The organism is Flagellimonas ochracea (assembly GCF_009903685.1).
Classification (GTDB): domain Bacteria; phylum Bacteroidota; class Bacteroidia; order Flavobacteriales; family Flavobacteriaceae; genus Flagellimonas; species Flagellimonas ochracea.
In genome coordinates this window covers 627,898-645,343 of the sequence record NZ_JAAABI010000002.1, presented here as the reverse complement: position 1 = coordinate 645,343, position 17,446 = coordinate 627,898, and the positions used below count along the sequence as shown (strand labels likewise).

At 41.6% G+C, this 17,446-nt stretch carries 15 protein-coding genes; 5 read left to right on the top strand and 10 right to left on the bottom strand.

Annotated elements, in window-relative coordinates:
- On the bottom strand, nucleotides 1-1,269 hold the full coding sequence (gene bioA, locus GTQ34_RS08525; protein WP_166523348.1) for an adenosylmethionine--8-amino-7-oxononanoate transaminase: 1,269 nt from the start codon (nucleotides 1,267-1,269) through the stop codon (nucleotides 1-3).
- A gap of 80 nt (nucleotides 1,270-1,349) precedes the next feature.
- On the opposite strand from bioA, the gene GTQ34_RS08520 reads away from it, so the two are divergent.
- Nucleotides 1,350-2,834: an ArnT family glycosyltransferase gene (locus tag GTQ34_RS08520; RefSeq protein ID WP_166523347.1), complete on the top strand. Its 1,485-nt coding sequence runs from the start codon at nucleotides 1,350-1,352 to the stop codon at nucleotides 2,832-2,834.
- Here the strand turns inward: GTQ34_RS08520 and bioD are convergent.
- Genes bioD through GTQ34_RS08505 form a run of 3 tightly spaced genes read right to left on the bottom strand, consistent with a single transcriptional unit; the run spans nucleotide 2,826 to nucleotide 4,977 of the window.
- On the bottom strand, nucleotides 2,826-3,440 hold the full coding sequence (gene bioD / locus GTQ34_RS08515; RefSeq protein WP_166523346.1) for a dethiobiotin synthase: 615 nt from the start codon (nucleotides 3,438-3,440) through the stop codon (nucleotides 2,826-2,828). The two genes, GTQ34_RS08520 and bioD, sit on opposite strands and share 9 nt — an antisense overlap.
- Nucleotides 3,437-3,823, bottom strand: a complete 387-nt coding sequence (locus GTQ34_RS08510; protein ID WP_166523345.1) for a putative signal transducing protein — start codon at nucleotides 3,821-3,823, stop codon at nucleotides 3,437-3,439. Before GTQ34_RS08510 ends, bioD begins: the two co-directional genes overlap by 4 nt.
- Nucleotides 3,823-4,977, bottom strand: coding sequence for an aminotransferase class I/II-fold pyridoxal phosphate-dependent enzyme (locus GTQ34_RS08505; RefSeq protein ID WP_166523344.1), 1,155 nt, complete (start codon nucleotides 4,975-4,977; stop codon nucleotides 3,823-3,825). Before GTQ34_RS08505 ends, GTQ34_RS08510 begins: the two co-directional genes overlap by 1 nt.
- 38 nt (nucleotides 4,978-5,015) lie before the next feature.
- Between GTQ34_RS08505 and GTQ34_RS08500 the strand changes: the two genes are divergently transcribed.
- On the top strand, nucleotides 5,016-5,546 hold the full coding sequence (locus tag GTQ34_RS08500) for a GNAT family N-acetyltransferase (protein ID WP_166523343.1): 531 nt from the start codon (nucleotides 5,016-5,018) through the stop codon (nucleotides 5,544-5,546).
- Nucleotides 5,547-5,597: 51 nt separating this feature from the next.
- Here GTQ34_RS08500 and GTQ34_RS08495 read toward each other — a convergent pair whose 3' ends face one another.
- The 6 genes from GTQ34_RS08495 to GTQ34_RS08470 form a co-directional block, all read right to left on the bottom strand.
- A complete protein-coding gene (locus tag GTQ34_RS08495; RefSeq protein ID WP_166523342.1) occupies nucleotides 5,598-5,876 on the bottom strand; it encodes a F0F1 ATP synthase subunit delta/epsilon in 279 nt (92 codons plus the stop codon).
- A 20-nt stretch (nucleotides 5,877-5,896) separates the two neighbouring features.
- Nucleotides 5,897-7,405, bottom strand: coding sequence for a F0F1 ATP synthase subunit beta (gene atpD / locus GTQ34_RS08490; RefSeq protein WP_166523341.1), 1,509 nt, complete (start codon nucleotides 7,403-7,405; stop codon nucleotides 5,897-5,899).
- 162 nt (nucleotides 7,406-7,567) lie between these two features.
- Nucleotides 7,568-10,360: a TonB-dependent receptor gene (locus tag GTQ34_RS08485; protein ID WP_166523340.1), complete on the bottom strand. Its 2,793-nt coding sequence runs from the start codon at nucleotides 10,358-10,360 to the stop codon at nucleotides 7,568-7,570.
- Between the two features lie 208 nt (nucleotides 10,361-10,568).
- Nucleotides 10,569-12,416, bottom strand: a complete 1,848-nt coding sequence (gene glmS, locus GTQ34_RS08480; protein WP_166523339.1) for a glutamine--fructose-6-phosphate transaminase (isomerizing) — start codon at nucleotides 12,414-12,416, stop codon at nucleotides 10,569-10,571.
- A gap of 109 nt (nucleotides 12,417-12,525) precedes the next feature.
- On the bottom strand, nucleotides 12,526-14,340 hold the full coding sequence (locus GTQ34_RS08475; protein WP_166523338.1) for a DUF4270 family protein: 1,815 nt from the start codon (nucleotides 14,338-14,340) through the stop codon (nucleotides 12,526-12,528).
- Nucleotides 14,341-14,345: 5 nt separating this feature from the next.
- Nucleotides 14,346-15,155, bottom strand: a complete 810-nt coding sequence (locus GTQ34_RS08470; protein WP_166523337.1) for a glycogen/starch synthase — start codon at nucleotides 15,153-15,155, stop codon at nucleotides 14,346-14,348.
- A gap of 102 nt (nucleotides 15,156-15,257) precedes the next feature.
- Between GTQ34_RS08470 and panC the strand changes: the two genes are divergently transcribed.
- The 3 genes from panC to GTQ34_RS08455 are packed head-to-tail and all read left to right on the top strand — an operon-like array spanning nucleotide 15,258 to nucleotide 17,437.
- Nucleotides 15,258-16,106, top strand: a complete 849-nt coding sequence (gene panC / locus GTQ34_RS08465) for a pantoate--beta-alanine ligase (RefSeq protein WP_166523336.1) — start codon at nucleotides 15,258-15,260, stop codon at nucleotides 16,104-16,106.
- A 12-nt stretch (nucleotides 16,107-16,118) separates the two neighbouring features.
- The gene (gene panD / locus GTQ34_RS08460) at nucleotides 16,119-16,469 is read left to right on the top strand and encodes an aspartate 1-decarboxylase (RefSeq protein ID WP_166523335.1); all 351 of its coding nucleotides are present in this window, start codon (nucleotides 16,119-16,121) and stop codon (nucleotides 16,467-16,469) included.
- Between the two features lie 2 nt (nucleotides 16,470-16,471).
- The gene (locus GTQ34_RS08455) at nucleotides 16,472-17,437 is read left to right on the top strand and encodes a lysylphosphatidylglycerol synthase transmembrane domain-containing protein (RefSeq protein ID WP_166523334.1); all 966 of its coding nucleotides are present in this window, start codon (nucleotides 16,472-16,474) and stop codon (nucleotides 17,435-17,437) included.
- Nucleotides 17,438-17,446 lie beyond the last annotated feature (9 nt).

Genomic DNA, 17,446 nt, shown 5'->3' with positions numbered 1-17,446 from the left:
CTATACCAATTCAATGGCAGATTTTATAGCTTCATAAATTTTTTCCATTTGTCTTTTGGAAATTACATAAGGGGGGAGAATGTATATGGTATTGCCCAAAGGACGAAGGAACACTCCCTGATCCATAAAATGATGGAAAAGTTTATCCCTCAAATTGCCATAACGTTCCATCTTAATGTCCAAATCCAAGGCATAGATTACACCCAATTGTCGGGTGTTGGCAACCTTTGGGTAATTCCTAATTTCTTCATCAAACTGTTGATGCCAATTGGCAATATTGGTGATGTTTTCCTGTATTTCCTTGGTTTGAAGTAATTCCAATGCAGCCAAGGCTGCTGTGCAGGCTAAAGGATTTGCTGTGTAAGTATGCCCATGAAACAGTCCTTTTGCCGTTTCATCACTATAAAAGGCTTGGTAAATTTCCTCGGTACATGTTGTCAGTCCCATAGGGACTAATCCGGCAGTCAATGCTTTGGACAAGCAAATGATGTCCGGTTTCAAATCCAAATGGTCCGAAGCAAAAAAGCGGCCCGTCTTACCAAAACCGGTCATCACCTCATCGGCTATGGTGAGTACATCATGTTTCTTTAACAATTCAAGGATTTGATTGAGCCCCTTTCCATCGTGTATTTTCATTGCAGCAGCTCCTTGAACCAAAGGTTCGTAGATGAATCCGGCCACGTTCTCTTTTTCCAATCGACAGTTCAATTGTGCCAAAATATCCCCAATATTGTCTTTCGTCGGTACTGGAATCCGTTCCACTTGAATAAAATGTTCCTCAAAGGGTCCATTATAAACGGAAAGGCCAGAGACGGACATGGCTCCAAAAGTGTCTCCATGAAAGCCTTCCTCAAAGGCTAAAAGCACATTTCTTTTTTCTCCTTTGTTGAAGTGGTATTGCAACGCCATTTTTATCCCCACTTCGGTTGCTGTTGACCCATTGTCGGAAAAAAATAACTTTTCCTGATTTTTTGGAAGCACCTTGATGAGTTCCTCGGAAAGTTTAACCGCCGGTTCATGCGTAAAACCACTGAACACCACTTGATCCAGTTGTTGCATCTGTGCTGACACCTTTTTCAAAATATAAGGGTTGCAATGGCCGTACATACAGGTGTACCACGATGCAATTCCGTCTATATATTCATTGCCCTTCTCATCAAAAAGCATCACTCCCTCAGCTTTTGAAAGAGCCAACATATTTGGATGTGTCTTATGCTGGGTCAATGGATGCCATACATGTTTTTTGTCCCGTTCCGTTAAATTTTGCACTGTTGCCTGATTAGTCAAAAGCCTCAATTTATCTATCTTGCAAATATGATAATTAATAGCCAAAAAACTTAATCTTCAGCGTGCTTAAAGTAACCAACACTCCTTTTACCATTATTTATAAAAACCTGAAATGGGGTACGGTTTTTTGGGTATTGCTTTTGGTTGCCCTTTTTATCCGGTTTCCCTTTTTTTTTCGTGATTATATTGATAGGGATGAAAGCACGTTCATCATCATGGGGCAATCATGGGCGGATGGATTTTTACCCTATACCCGGCTTTGGGATTTAAAACCACCTGTAACCTTTTTGTTCTTTGCTGCAATCATTAAAGTCTTTGGGAAAAGCTTTATAGCCATTCGTTTCTTTGGAACGCTCCTGGTAGCACTCACTGGTCTGTTCACTTATGGAATGGCTTCCAAAATCACTTCCCAAAAGGTGGCATTTTGGATTGCTATTTTCTGCGTTTTACTGCAGAGCCTTTTTGGCAGTTTACAAGGGGTGATGTCTGAGCACATTTGTACTTTTTTCTTTGTGGTGGGGACATATCTGCTATTGGCCAAAGAACAGAAATTTTGGTGTCTTTTCATGGGTATTTTCTTTGGACTATCTATCATGTCCAAACTGAACATGGCTTATCCGTTATTGTGTTTAGGACTTTACCTACTGTATGATGGTCATCTCAAAAACAGATTAAAAGACACAATTGGAAAACTTGTCCTATTGGGCGTTGGATTGTTTTTGGTAGTTTTTATTACGGCTATCCCCTACTATCTGCAACATGAAATAAGTACATGGTGGGTGTCCATTTTTGAAGCCCCTTTGGCTTACTCTGAGTACCAGCTCAATTCACGATTAAAAGTATTGCCCGCGGTCATTTTCTTTTTGGGATTATTGATTGCCGGATTTGCTTCGAAAGTATTGGACCTGAAATCAAAGCCACTGCAAATTTTAAGTGTCATTGTCATTGGGGTACTTTTATCCTTTGTTCAGGCCGGAAGGGCGAACGGGCATTATCTTATTCAGGTTTACCCTTTTATTTTGATTCCCATAGGTATCGCTTTGGGGAAGCTTTCCCCAGTGAAACAAGTTTATCGGTCTTTGATTGTTCTTGTCCTTGTGCTTATTCCCATGGAAGCTTACTTGGAATATGCCAATGTAATTTCAAACAAAAGGGAAAAGGGCACTTTTTTCAATGGTGAGGGAATAGATGTGCCCAATTACATTTTGAACAATAGTTTAGATACCAAAAATCTATTCTTTACCGAATATCATATTGGTTACTGGGTATTGGGCGTGGAACCTCCCACCAAAGTTGCTACCCACCCCAGTAATATAACCCGTGATGCGTTGTTCCCCTACATGAACAATCCCAGAAAAACAGGCCTAGAAGAACTCAAATATATCATGGAAGAGCTTCAACCCAAAACATTGGTAGCACGCAAAGGCAAGGAAATATTCGACAAAAAGTTAGTGGAGTACAATACCTATATTGATGCCTATTTGGAACGCCATTATACCCTTTTGGCAACCATAGACCGAGGTCTCATCTATCAACGGTTAGAATGATTTTAGTGCATTCCGAAACTTCGCCGCATACTTCGAAACAATTTCTTTGTTAAACTGAGGCTCTTCATTAATTCTGCCCAAAAAAGTAACTCCCGTTTTATTTAAAATTATACTTTCTGTTGTTGGGTGTTCATCCCCGCTAAAGATAATTCCGACATCGAAATGCTTTTCTTGCAACTTCCCCAAAGTCAGCAAGGTATGGTTGATGCTCCCCAAGTAATGTCTGGAAACCACGATTACCTTGTAATCAGGTAAAATCAAATCCATTATGGTATCCGTATCGTTTAAAGGAACCAATAGGCCTCCGGCACCCTCAATTACCAGATGATTGTCCGTAGCAGGTGGCTTTATTTCATCCAATTGAATAGTAATGCCATCAATCTCCGCAGCGGCGTGGGGACTCATTGGTGTATTAAGCGCATAACTGTTTTTATGGATTCTGGTCTTGGCATTAGAAATAAGTTCTTCTACTTTGTGACTATCCGAGTACTCCAAATCTCCTGCTTGAACGGGTTTCCAATAATCGGCCTCCAAAGCTTCAACTATAATGGCAGAGGCTATGGTTTTCCCAACCTCCGTGGATATTCCAGTGACGAATAGTTTCATTTTGTGGGTTTGGTGATGAAGTTACACTGCAAGCACTTGTACTTCTTCGATTCGAAAAAAGGGAATAACTTATAAAATACATTCCTTCTGGAATAATAAATCTCCGATTTCATTGCTTTGCAATTGGGGCAAACAATGGGATTTCCTTCTGCATCAGTAGCATAATTCCGTACCTCGTCATAAATCTGTTTGGCCCGTTCCCAATCCGAAGAATATACCTGAAGTTTTACGCCTCCAATGGCCGAGCTAATTAGGGGGTCTGAGTTTATGGTAGCCTCATCCCTAAGAAAAACAGGAATTCCTTCAGATTCCAGTTTGGCTTTGATTATCTGTACATCGGCCGGGAATTCGAAAGTCCCCAAGGTGTGAAATTCTGATTGCATTAGGTTAAAAGGTTTTTCAACAATAACAAAACTCGGGATATTTCTTCATTTGTGTTATAGGAATGTAGACAAAAGCGCAGTCGCTCATCACCCTTTTTTACCGTTGGGGAAAGTATGGGCTTTACGTTAAATCCTGATTGTTGTAACTGCCCTGAAATTTCTTTTACCTTTTGATTTTCCGAGATTACAGCACATTGTATTGCAGAATCGCTCGGGATGAAAACCTCAATAAGCTCTAAAGCCATAATTTCATCGTTAAAGTGGCGAATGTTTTCCAATAACTTTTTCCGGTGTGTTTTCCCACTAGTTTCCATTTGTGCATAGGAAGCCAAAATGGCGGCAATGGAATGGGGTGGAAGCGCAGTGGTGTAAATTAAACTGCGTGCGAAGTTGATCAGGTATTCTTTTAAGCGGTTTCCAGCCAAAATAGCTGCTCCATGACGGCCAAATGCCTTCCCAAAAGTAATGATGCGGGCAAATACCTCGTTTTCCAATCCAAGTTGGTTCAACAGTCCCTTTCCATTCCCAAAAATGCCCACAGCGTGGGCTTCGTCCACTACAAGATGAAATCCGTTTACACTACAAAAGTCTGCAAGGCCCCCTAAATTGGGGCTGTCACCATCCATGGAGAAAACCGATTCGGTAACAACATATACTGTTTGATTATCGCTTTTGGTCCGTGCTCGCAATAACCTGGTTTTTTCTTTAAGCTGTTCCAAATTATTGTGGGCAAACTTATACGTGTTGGCTTTACCCATTTGCAGCCCATCCCGTATACTGGCATGGACCAATTCATCATAAAAAACAATATCACCGCGTTGTGGGACAGAAGAAAAAAAGCCAATATTGGCATCATACCCTGAATTGAATACCAAAGCAGATGGTGTACCATGAAAATCGGCCAATTTTTGCTCCAATTGTGCATAAAGTATATGGTTCCCAGTAAGCAATCTTGATCCCGTAGACCCATCTGTGTTTATAGGTATAGACGTTAAGTCTGTAGTAGCTCTAGTTAAATCTTCATTCTGTGCAAAGCCCAAATAATCATTCGAAGAAAAGTCCACCAACTCCAAAGATTCTGGCAAGTGCCTTAAAGCGTCTTCTGAACGCCTTTTCTCCAGTTTCTGTATCAATTTTTTGGGTAATTCTGCCATCCTTCAAATGTACTATCTTTATTCAAAAACGTGCTGGTTTGATTATTTACAAACAAGTTTCATCCCAAAAGGAACTACAACAGATTCTGGAACTTCAGCGAAAGAACTTGAAGAATGTGCTATCAGTTTCTGAAAGGGAAGTAGACGGCTTTTTAACCGTGGAACATACCATGGACATTTTACAGGAAATGAATGATGAATGTGCCCATATCATAGCTATGGAGGGCGGACGGCTTGTTGGCTATGCACTATGCATGCACCCCAAATTTGCTGACTCCATTGCCGTCTTGCGGCCAATGTATGAAGAAATCAGCAGAGCAATTGGGGGAAAAGACAACTACATGGTAATGGGTCAGGTTTGTGTGGACAAGAACTATAGGGGTAAAGGAGTATTCCGAAATCTGTATGCTACCATGCACAACAAGCTACCACCTGGTTTTGATACTATAATCACTGAGGTTGACGGAAAAAACAAACGGTCACTCTTTGCCCATTTTTCAGTTGGATTTGAGACTTTGAGGATATACCATTCCGAAGGAAGGGAATGGCATCTAATTATTCTAGAATAAAAAAAACCGTTCACGTGAACGGTTTTTTTTATTATCAGAAAACGTTCTCATCTAATCAGCAAGAACAATAACTTTATTATCGTTCATTTCCACCGTTCCACTTGTAATAGAGAGTATGGTCTCGCCATTGCTTCCCCTGGAAAATTTGTTTTGAAATTCTTCATCGATGGTGATGTCCCCTTTTACCTTGACCTTGCCTTCTTGTAACAAGGAAACGATTGGGGCATGGTTCTCCAACATTTGGAACTCACCATTTATTCCTGGTACGGTAACGGCAGTTACCTCTCCGGCAAACAAGGTGGCTTCTGGTGATACTATTTCTAAGTACATAAGTTCTTATTCAGTACTGATTAGGCTTCAGCCAACATTTTTTCTCCAGCCTCAATGGCGTCTTGAATAGTTCCTTTAAGGTTAAAGGCAGATTCTGGTAGGTGATCGAGTTCACCATCCATAATCATGTTGAATCCTTTAATGGTATCCTTGATATCTACCAAAACTCCTGGGATTCCGGTAAACTGCTCTGCCACATGGAAAGGTTGTGACAAGAAACGTTGCACACGTCGTGCCCTACCTACAGCCAATTTATCCTCTTCGGAAAGCTCTTCCATACCCAAAATGGCGATAATATCCTGAAGTTCTTTATACCGTTGCAACAACTCTTTTACCCGTTGCGCACATTCGTAATGTTCTTTGCCCAAAATCTCTGGGCTCAAAATCCTAGAGGTAGAATCCAATGGGTCCACTGCGGGATATATCCCTAACTCCGCAATTTTACGAGAAAGTACGGTTGTTGCATCCAAATGGGCAAATGTAGTAGCTGGTGCAGGGTCTGTCAAGTCATCCGCAGGTACGTACACTGCCTGTACGGATGTAATGGAACCTCTTTTGGTGGATGTAATCCTTTCCTGCATGGCACCCATCTCTGTGGCCAATGTAGGTTGGTAACCCACCGCAGAGGGCATCCGTCCCAAAAGTGCCGATACTTCGGAACCTGCTTGTGTAAATCGGAAGATGTTATCCACGAAGAAAAGTACGTCCTTACCTTGACCGTCTCCTGCTCCATCACGGAAATACTCGGCAATGGTCAACCCAGAAAGGGCCACACGGGCACGGGCTCCTGGAGGTTCGTTCATCTGACCGAACACGAAAGTGGCTTTGGATTCCTTCATGGCCTTTTTGTCAACCTTGGACAAATCCCATCCACCTTCTTCCATGGAGTGCAAGAAATCATCTCCATATTTTATAATACCGGACTCCAACATCTCACGAAGCAAATCGTTTCCTTCACGAGTACGTTCGCCAACCCCTGCAAATACAGAAAGTCCACCGTGTCCCTTGGCGATATTGTTAATTAATTCCTGAATCAAAACAGTCTTTCCAACACCAGCGCCACCAAACAATCCAATTTTTCCTCCTTTGGCATAGGGCTCAATCAAATCGATAACCTTAATACCGGTATAAAGTACCTCGGTAGAAGTAGAAAGATCCTCAAATTTTGGCGCTTCTCTGTGTATAGGAAGTCCGTTGTCGCCAGTTTTTGGAAGGTTTTCCATTCCATCGATAGCATCACCAATTACATTGAAAAGTCTGCCATAAACTTCTTCTCCGATGGGCATTTGAATTGGATTTCCAGTAGCCAATACCTCAACTCCCCTGCTCAGTCCATCGGTAGAGTCCATCGAAATGGTCCTTACGGTGTTCTCCCCAATATGGGATTGTACCTCCAATACCAAAATGGAGCCGTCTTCTCTCTTGATTTCCAATGAATCGTAGATTTTCGGAATTTCTACTCCCGATTCAAACTCAACATCGATGACCGGGCCTATAATTTGGGCAACCTTACCTGTTACTTTAGACATTCGTGCGTTATTTTGATTTACTTCATGGAAAAAATCCTCTTTTTTTCCGGCTGCAAAGATATACTTTTCCGTTTTTATTCAGAAACTAAAAACCCTCTTTTTTTGGCAATAAAAAAGGCACTGAAAAAATCAGTGCCTCTTTGATAGTATTTGTTTTGTTATCTATGGATTGATGGTCCAAGAGATATAGTAAATAGCTCCGATATTACCTGATCCAAAAGCAGTAAAATACTCTTCGTTGAGGAGGTTAGAGCCGCCCGCCTTGAAAATTGATTTTATGCTGGGCACACTGTAATTTATCTGTGCATCCACAACGGTATAGGCTGGAACATCACCGTCAGCAAATGTAGCTTGCCAAAAGAATGCATCGCTCCATCTGTAGTTTACATTGAATCCAAAGTTTTTAAATAGTTCTGTGTTCCCAAAAGAGGCCTTTACCCTATGCTTGGGCGTATTGAAACTTGGCCTGAAATCCGGGAAGCGTGCTTGGTCAAAATCAAATTCTGCGTACGTATAATTTACACCTAAATCAAAGTCCCCGAACACTTTGGTGTCTACACCAACCGTGCCACCCCAAGAGTCAATATCCACTTCGGCATTGGTATAAGTTTGATAGGGCTGGAAATCTCCATTCTGCAACGCTAGAAGTGAAAGTGCATTGTCTCCTGCTGTTCCATAGTAAGGTACGACTACAGTAGTGTTTGCGATGAAGTCTTTGTACCGGTTAAAGTATCCACTTAAGTCAATGGTAAATTTTCCAATTTGTCCTCGGTACCCCGCTTCAAATGTGGTAATCTCTTCTGGCTTAATGATAGGCGTGTTTACAGCTTCGGGGGCTCCACTTTGTACTGAGCTCAGGGAAAATGCATTTTCGTAAGCCGCCCTACCTACGATTTGCACCGAAGATTGGCCAATCACTTGCTGACCATTAAGGCTCACATCATTGAAGGTTCTAACATCTCTATCTAAATTGGCAGGAGCAGAACCTACCAATATGGCCCTTCCCGCATTCAAACCAATAAACAAATCTTGGGTAGTAGGGTTTCTGAAACCTTGCTGAGCAGAAATTCTGAAATTGTGATTTCTTCTTGCTCCTGCGGTATACCCTAAGGCAACCCTTGGAGATAAGAACCCATCAAAAAATTCATTCTTATCGTATCGAACGGAGCCCGTAAACTTCAAGCGATCATCCAAGAGTTTCTTTTGTAATTGGGCATAAGCGCCATATTCGTTATAGGTAATGGGCCCATCTATATCCGTAAAAATAGTTCCTTGTGAATTTAATTCGTACTCCCTGAAAGAACCTCCAATCTGAATGTCTGCCCAATCATCAATCAAATGCGCAATGTTATAGTTGCCGTTCACATGGCGAAACTTGGTGTTGTCGATAAACTTGGCTCCCGTTGTCAAATCCCCATCACTGATTACCGTATTAAAAGCGCTCTCAAATTGTGGCGTCCCAGGAATTAATCTTCCCTCATCTGCAAATTCTCGTGCCGCTGCATGGGCAGCAGCCGAAGCTTGTTCCGGAGATAATCCCGCTTGTTGGATACCTCCCAAATAGGTAGGGATATAAGTTCCGATGTAGTCTCCAAACCAGGACCTTTCATTAGGATCATTTGGGTTTGGAAGATCTCTCTTCCATTGTCTATTAACATTGATGGCGGCAAAACGGGTATCATAGGCATCCCCTGAATTTTCAGACACAATATATCCTCGAATGAAGAAATTGTCATTTTTTATCTCCAATTTGTGCTGCTGCATGGTAAACCCGTCCACGGAATATCGGTTTGCCCCTTGATAAATTGTAGTACCCCGACCAATCCGGCCATTGTAAATAAATTCCAAATCATTCCCAAAAGGACGATAATGCACTGCAAAATCGGTTTTTACACTTTCGGCATTGTAATTGGCCAAATCCCTTTCCTCATATCCAGTCCTAGAAACTAAAGCACTTCCTATGGTTCCAGTAGGCAAACCAGCAAAGGAATCAAAATCAATAACATCCGCCACTTCATCACCGTAGACATTGAGACCATCATAGCCTGGATCTGTTCTATCTGCCCCAGGGTTGTTTACATCTACTAAACTAGTTGCATGCCAATCCTCCCCTTTCAGGAATGATAGATTTGCCTTCACGGCCAACTTATCACTAAATGCGTGGGCAGCCCGTATTCCAAAATCGTAATAGTTGTTGTCCCCAGCGGCTTCTTGAGAGGTTATCCCCGTTTTTCCATAAGCACTTATACCTTGAAAGTCAAATGGATTTTTACTGTTCATGAACAGAATTCCGTTAAAGGCACCTGCTCCATAAAGTGCCGATGATGCTCCCGGTAGAATTTCCACACTCTGCACGTCCAATTCGGACATTCCAACAAGGTTACCTAGTACAAAATTCAAACCAGGGGCAGAATTGTCCATTCCATCGACCAATTGTAGGAATCGATTATTGGCAAAAGTGGCAAACCCTCTAGTATTGATAGACTGGAAGGTTAAACTGTTGGTATTTATATCTACTCCTTTTAAATTTTGCAATCCTCCATAGAACGATTCTGCCGTGGTCTTCTTTATATCATTGAGTCCAAATCTTTCAACAGAAACCGGAGATTCAAAAATACGTTCGGGTGTTCTGGATGCAGAAATTACAATTTCATCCAAGATAGTGGATGCTTCGCTCAACGTAATGTTCAGGGTTTGATTGTTTGAAGTGACATCGGTTATAAAGTCTGAAAACCCGATACTCGTAAATCGTAGCTGAAACGGCGGTTGTTCTGATGTATTGAAGGTAAAATTACCGTCAAAGTCCGTAGTGGTTCCTTCCGCTTTTCCGACCAGGACCACATTGGCCCCGGGGATGGGATTGTTATCTTCGTCAACTACACTTCCCTGTACGGTTGTTTGGGCATAGGAGAAAACGCCAAACAGCATTAGGGAAATAATTACTAGTCTTCTCATTAGGTTCGAATTAGAGTTAATTTAGAATTAAGTATGTGTTAAGTATTGGTTGGGGAAGATACATTTTTTTTTATTTGCTTTCCAGAAAATTGAAAAAAATTATGCATGCATAATACTTTTTTGCTAAAAAATCCCCTCAATATATGCATAGTTAATAAAAATGGCGCTGATATCAGCGCCATTTCATAGATTATGATATTCTGGGAAGTTACTCGACGGTAACCGATTTAGCTAAATTTCGTGGTTGATCTACATTACAACCTCTCATGACCGCAATATGATATGAAAGCAATTGTAAAGGGATGGTCGTCAACAACGGAGTAAGACTTTCTGATGTCTCTGGAACTTCAACAACGTGGTCTGCCAATTCTTTTACCGTTTTATCACCTTCGGTGACCACAGCAATAATTCGTCCACTCCTTGATTTGATTTCCTGTATGTTGCTCACCACCTTTTCATAGTGTCCTTTTTTGGTTGCGATTACAACAACTGGCATTTGTTCGTCTATCAAAGCGATGGGGCCATGCTTCATTTCAGCCGCTGGATAGCCTTCAGCATGGATATAGCTGATTTCTTTCAACTTCAATGCTCCTTCCAATGCTACGGGAAAATTGTAACCCCTACCTAAATAAAGACAGTTGCTCGAATCCTTATAAATTTCAGAGATATGCTCGACCAATGCATTGGATTCCAAAGTTTTTTGAACTTTGGCCGGAATGCCCTCCAACTCTGTAAGGTATTCGTGATATTTTGAATTTGAGAAGATTCCTTTCTCGTGGGCCAGTTTCAAGGCAATCAAGGTAAGCACCGTAATCTGCGTCGTAAACGCTTTTGTGGAGGCCACTCCTATCTCGGGTCCGGCATGGGTATAAGCTCCTGCCATGGTTTCCCTGGCGATAGAAGAACCAACTACATTGCACACCCCGAAAACAAAGGCGCCTTTTTCCTTGGCCAATTTTATGGCCGCTAATGTATCGGCTGTTTCCCCGGATTGGGAGATGGCTATCAGCACGTCATTTTCGGTGATGACCGGATTTCGATAACGAAATTCCGAAGCGTATTCAACTTCAACGGGAATTCTAGCCAAATCTTCAAAAATATATTCGGCAACAAGACCTGCATGCCACGAAGTGCCACATGCCACTATGATGATTCGGTTGGCATTTAAGAACTTTTCCAAGTTTTGGTCAATGCCCGCCATTCTGATAATTCCTTGGTCCGCAAGCAAACGTCCTCGATAAGTATCCAAGATAGCTCTGGGTTGTTCATAGATTTCTTTGAGCATGAAATGATCATACCCTCCTTTTTCTATTTCCTCAAGATTCAATTGAAGTTCCAAGATGTCTGGATAGGCAATGGCATCATCCTTTATTTTACGAAGTTTAATTTCTTTCCCTATTCGGACTATGGCCATTTCTTCATCTTCCAGATACACCGCGTTATTGGTAAATTCTATGAACGGTGATGCATCTGAGGCAATAAAATATTCATTTTCTCCAATTCCAATGGCCAACGGGCTCCCTAACTTGGCTACGACAATTTCGTCTGGTTTATTTTTATCAAAAACGGCGATTGCATAAGCACCAACAACTTGGTTGAGCGCAATTTGTACCGCCTTGCCCAACTTTACACCCTCTTTCTTTTTTACTTCTTCAATGAGGTTAACAAGTACTTCAGTATCTGTGTCAGATTCAAAAGAATATCCCCGCTTGATCAATGCTTTCTTAATGGACTCGTAGTTCTCAATGATTCCGTTATGTATGATCACCAAATCTCCCGAGTTAGAATAGTGTGGGTGGGAATTAATATCGTTTGGCACTCCATGGGTGGCCCAACGGGTGTGGCCCAAGCCCAATTTCCCATCAAGAGATATTGAACTTTCTGACTTTTTCTTCAAGTCTTCCACTTTTCCTTTGGTTTTGGACAAATGGGTATCCACTCCATCGAATAAAACTATTCCGGCACTATCGTACCCGCGGTACTCCAGCCTTTGCAACCCTTTTATGATTATGGGATAGGCATCTCTATGACCAATATATCCGACAATTCCACACATAAGAAAAGTATTTAAGTAAATATACGTTGCCCAAAAGTACGCTGGATTAGATGAATTTGATTATTCTTTGTGCTATATAACTAAAAAAATCTTTGAATGGTTCACCTCATCAATTGGCTTCGGTATAAAAAATTTCAAGTTTTAGTTTTTTATCCTCGTTTGCGGCATCCACATTGCTCCCAAATAAGACAGTTCCCAAAGGGCTGATGGAAGACATCACGGGTATATCAATTCTTGAATCCCCAACTCCCAATGACTCAAAAACAAATCCATTTCGAATGTCCGACGTGAGTGTTAGGGCCAATCGCGCATTCGCTGAGTCCCTAACAACAATGTTGTTTATATGCTCCGTGATACGGATCGTATATTTTGTACCGAGATTGTTCTCCTGTTCCAATATGCCATCATAGTTCAAAAAACGTCCTAGAGGCTCATCTACAATATCATTTTCCGTTGCGGGATTAAAAATAACTTGGTTGGTTTCGGCATTGTACAAATAGAGTCGCGGAGGCTCTATCACATTACCCCCTAAGGTGTTTTGATCTACATAAAACACCAGATTGGCCTCGTTAATGATCCAATTGTTTTGTTTTATTTGATTTATGATTTCTGTACCTCCGTTTTCAAGTTCATCGAACAATCGTACCTCAGTTAGCGTGCCGCCTCCTTTTACATATATTCTTGAGGCATTTTCCTCAGTATCCAATGCGCTGACGATATCTGGTGAAAATGGGTCATTGGCAATTGTATTGACCGCATTGCCTATAAGGCCGCCATTTTGTGCAATTTGAATAAGGTTCAAAACAAAATCCCTTTCAGAAGTCTCAACGGTTTCGTTAGCCTCGTTATAGTCCTGATATTCGTAGGTAATTGTGATGTTGGCTTGCGTTAAATCCAACAAGAACATTAATTCTTCCGAATCGCTAGCTCCCGTTAAGTGTATTCCTCTAAAAAAATCTCTGAAATTATTCTGGCTCAACAATTCGGGCTGGCCTTCCTTATCCAAAATGTTTTCCTGAAAAAACGCAGCATTTAAGGGTACCCGAATACCAGGGTTCAATCGGTTCTCCACCACGGTTAGAGACTCGTTTACGTCTTCTGTATCAGGGTCATCCTCCGCAAAAAACAATAGTTCCTTGTTATCTATCGATACCTCGCCATTGAACAACTCCATGCCTATAAAGCTGGAGAAGTCCTGATTAGAAAAATAGGTCTGTGCTTCCTCAAAATTGGTATTGGGGTCCAAATCCCTAAGAAAAAATGTTGATTGGGAAACCATCAAATTGAACGTTTGGCTTCGATCTCCATATATACTGTCTAAATCAAAGGTTCTTTGGAAGGTATTGGCCACAAAATCGTCTCCGGTGCCATCCTCATTGGGATCAAATGGGTCAGATCCTAGTAGTCGTTCATCATTATCCGACACCCCGTCGCCATCCTCATCTGAATTTGGGTTACTGGAATCATTGTCAAATTCGTTTGGAACCCCATCGCCATCACTATCCTGAAGTGAACTGGGTGGTTGCTGAAATGGGATGTACAAAAACACTTCCTTTACCGTCTCGTTTTCTGGAATAGTGGCATCCACCCCATCAGTATCAGCAGCGTCTTCATTGGCCTGCGTTAAATTCCCAAATGTGGGGTTTGAGGTGGACAATAAAACCTGTGTTACAATGCTTGCCTTTCTTTGTCCATAAATGGGGTCATTAAAAGTGCCCAGTTGATAAAGGGGCAACCTATTGGTCTGTACAGCGGACACACTTTTGTTGAACGAAAAAACGTCGTACACTTCCTTTCCCGTAGTAAATGGCTCACCACCGATAACACCTTCACCGATGGTATCCAATTCCTCTTCACAGGAAATACTTAGAAGAAACAAAGCTCCAACCAGGGCTGAAGCTTTAAGGGACCCGTAAAATTTCATGCAATTTATTTTAGAACTTCTGTTTTATAGAAATTTGTGTATGCTTCCTCAGCTTCTTGAAGTGAAACGTAGGGCAAAATTGGTTTTTGAAGATTTTCAATATATTTTTTCAAATCATCTGAAATATCCTCAGAGGCTAAAATAATGGCATCGGAATGATTCACTGCCACTTTTAACAAATTATTATAGTCGGGGCGGGACAATGGCTCTATACCATCCTTCTCAATACCGTCAAAAGCAATCTTGTCAATCATTTCCGAATTGAGCTCTCCATCAAAATCCCTTCCATATACCGAGGTGACTATTTTGCTGTCGGCAAACAAGGGTTCATCCGCGTAATATTTTCTTAAATAAAGGGGAAGCAAGGAGGCCATCCAGCCGTGCACATGAATTATGTCTGGGGACCAATTTAACTTTTTAACGGTTTCAACCACACCCTTGGCAAAGAAAATGGCGCGCTCATCATTGTCCGCGAAAAGATTGCCCTCTTTGTCATAGAAAGTAGCTTTTCTTTTAAAGTATTCATCATTATCAATAAAATAGACCTGTATACGCTCTCTCGGTATGGAGGCTACCTTAATGATCAAGGGCATGTCCATGTCATTTATTACCAAGTTCATCCCAGAGAGCCGAATGACCTCATGAAGTTGGTGTCGCCGCTCGTTTATATTGCCATAACGAGGCATAAAAATACGGATTTGACCCCCATTGCTGTTGACCATTCTCGGAGCTTCATACGACATTAAGGAAACGGGATTCTCAGGCAGGTAAGGCACTAATTCAGAAGATACAAACAATATCTTTTTACCATTCATAAACACTTTCTTTTGCTTGTCCAAAAAACGTAGCTGCAAAAGTACAAAAATTATGCCGATTACCAGTATTTATAGTATTTTTGCTCGCTTTTTAATTGCGATATGCTGTTATTTGACCAGAAAAGAGAACTCAAGGACTACCTTCAAAAAGAAAGAGTAAGCGTCCGCTCCATCGGTTTGGTGCCCACAATGGGCGCTTTGCACAAAGGACATGTTTCATTGGTCAAAAAAGCACTTCAGGAAAATGATCTTGTGGTCGTAAGCATCTTTGTTAATCCAACCCAATTTGATAATAAGGATGACCTTCAAAAATATCCAAGGAGCTTGAAAGACGACCTTGATACATTAAACCTGGTATCCCCCGATATTGTGGTCTTTGCTCCAACCATAGATGCCATGTACGGTAACAATGTGCAATCACAATCCTATGAATTTGATGGACTGGACAAGATAATGGAAGGTGAATTTAGAAAAGGACATTTTGATGGAGTGGGCACCATCGTGGAGCTATTGTTAAAAACGGTTACTCCCAACAACGCCTATTTTGGAGAAAAGGATTTTCAACAGTTACAGATTATCAAGAAGATGGTAGCTTCCAAAAATCTGCCCTATCAGATTATAGGTTGCCCCATTGAACGAGAGCCACACGGACTAGCGATGAGCTCCCGTAATGAAAGGCTCTCAAAAACGACTAGAAAAGAAGCTGGTTTTATCCATAAAATCCTTATGGCTGCCAAGTCAAAATTTGGCACGGAAAATGCTAAGGATATAGCGGCTTGGGTACGGTCAGAGTTTGAAAAAAACCAAGTGTTGGACTTGGAGTACTTTCAAATTGCAGATGAGGACACACTGACACCCCTTACCAAAAGAAAAAAAAATACAAAATACAGGGCGTTCATTGCCGTTTATGCAGATGGCGTCCGCCTAATAGACAATCTAAGATTGAATTGATAACTTTGCGACATGCAGATAGAAGTTGTAAAATCTAAAATTCACAGGGTAAAAGTTACCGGGGCAGACCTTAATTATATAGGGAGCATCACCATTGATGAAGATCTGATGGATGCCGCCAACATCATTAGGGGAGAAAAAGTCCAAATTGTGAACAATAACAACGGAGAGCGATTGGAGACCTATGCGATACCAGGGCCTAGAGGGTCTGGAGAGCTTACCCTGAACGGAGCCGCCGCTAGAAAAGTGGCCGTTGGTGACGTTTTGATCTTGATTACCTATGCCTGGATGAGCATTGAAGAGGCCAAATCCTTCAATCCTGCCTTGGTCTTCCCCAACGAAGCCACCAATCTATTGAACTAGTTTTGGGCAAATCCCTAAAAAAATTCCTGAAGATTTTTGTTCCCATCGCCTTTGGGCTTTTTTTGGTGTGGTATTCTTACAATTCTACTACCCCTGAAGAGCGAAAACAAATCATCCACTACATTTCCAATGCAAGTCCATTTTGGGTCTCTGTTTCTGTCGTAATTGGGATACTGAGCCATATATCCCGGGCGATTCGATGGAACTATCTTTTGGAACCCATGGGATACCGCCCCCGAATCATCAACAATATCTTTATTGTGTTGATTTCTTACTTTGCCAATTTGGGTATTCCACGATCAGGAGAAATCCTTAGGGCCACAGCATTGACCACCTACGAAAACGTACCGTTCGAAAAAGGGTTTGGCACCATAGTCACCGAAAGGGTCATCGACCTTTTGATGTTACTGCTTGTCATCTTGATTACCCTCATGCTGCAAACCGATATCATCTTGGGCTTTTTGGAAGAAAAAGGCATCAACTTGCTGGGGGCATTTGGCATCCTTTTCATAGGCATCATCGGTCTATTTATTGCCACGGCACTCATTCGAAAATCAAAATCCCCGTTGGCCAACAAATTAAAAGCCTTTCTTAACGGCCTTCTTGATGGTGTAATGAGCGTCTTCAAAATGAAAAAAAAATGGGCTTTTCTATTCCACACTTTCTTCATTTGGGCTGCTTATATTGGTATGTTTTGGGTCATAAAATATACCGTTGCCGAAACCACCACACTTTCATTAAGTGAGTTGTTGGTGGCCTTTGTCGCCGGTGCCTTTGCAATGTCCACTACAAACGGCGGTATAGGGCTATATCCGATTGCTGTAAGTGCAGCTTTGGGCATTTTTGGCATCAGCTCCGTTTCAGGAGATGCTTTTGGATGGATTATGTGGATTGCACAGACCCTTATGGTGGTTGCCTTCGGTACAATATCCTTTATTGTATTACCGTTATTGAATAGAAATCGGTAAACCCCTGCC

Bases quoted from the DNA above. Each gene is read 5' to 3' on its own strand.
- panD (WP_166523335.1), top strand. From the start codon at position 16,119: ATGCAGATAGAAGTTGTAAAATCTAAAATTCACAGGGTAAAAGTTACC.
- panC (WP_166523336.1), top strand. From the start codon at position 15,258: ATGCTGTTATTTGACCAGAAAAGAGAACTCAAGGACTACCTTCAAAAA.
- bioD (WP_166523346.1), bottom strand. From the start codon at position 3,440: ATGAAACTATTCGTCACTGGAATATCCACGGAGGTTGGGAAAACCATA.
- GTQ34_RS08495 (WP_166523342.1), bottom strand. From the start codon at position 5,876: ATGTACTTAGAAATAGTATCACCAGAAGCCACCTTGTTTGCCGGAGAG.
- atpD (WP_166523341.1), bottom strand. From the start codon at position 7,405: ATGTCTAAAGTAACAGGTAAGGTTGCCCAAATTATAGGCCCGGTCATC.
- GTQ34_RS08475 (WP_166523338.1), bottom strand. From the start codon at position 14,340: ATGAAATTTTACGGGTCCCTTAAAGCTTCAGCCCTGGTTGGAGCTTTG.
- glmS (WP_166523339.1), bottom strand. From the start codon at position 12,416: ATGTGTGGAATTGTCGGATATATTGGTCATAGAGATGCCTATCCCATA.
- GTQ34_RS08510 (WP_166523345.1), bottom strand. From the start codon at position 3,823: ATGCAATCAGAATTTCACACCTTGGGGACTTTCGAATTCCCGGCCGAT.
- GTQ34_RS08505 (WP_166523344.1), bottom strand. From the start codon at position 4,977: ATGGCAGAATTACCCAAAAAATTGATACAGAAACTGGAGAAAAGGCGT.
- GTQ34_RS08470 (WP_166523337.1), bottom strand. From the start codon at position 15,155: ATGAATGGTAAAAAGATATTGTTTGTATCTTCTGAATTAGTGCCTTAC.
- GTQ34_RS08485 (WP_166523340.1), bottom strand. From the start codon at position 10,360: ATGAGAAGACTAGTAATTATTTCCCTAATGCTGTTTGGCGTTTTCTCC.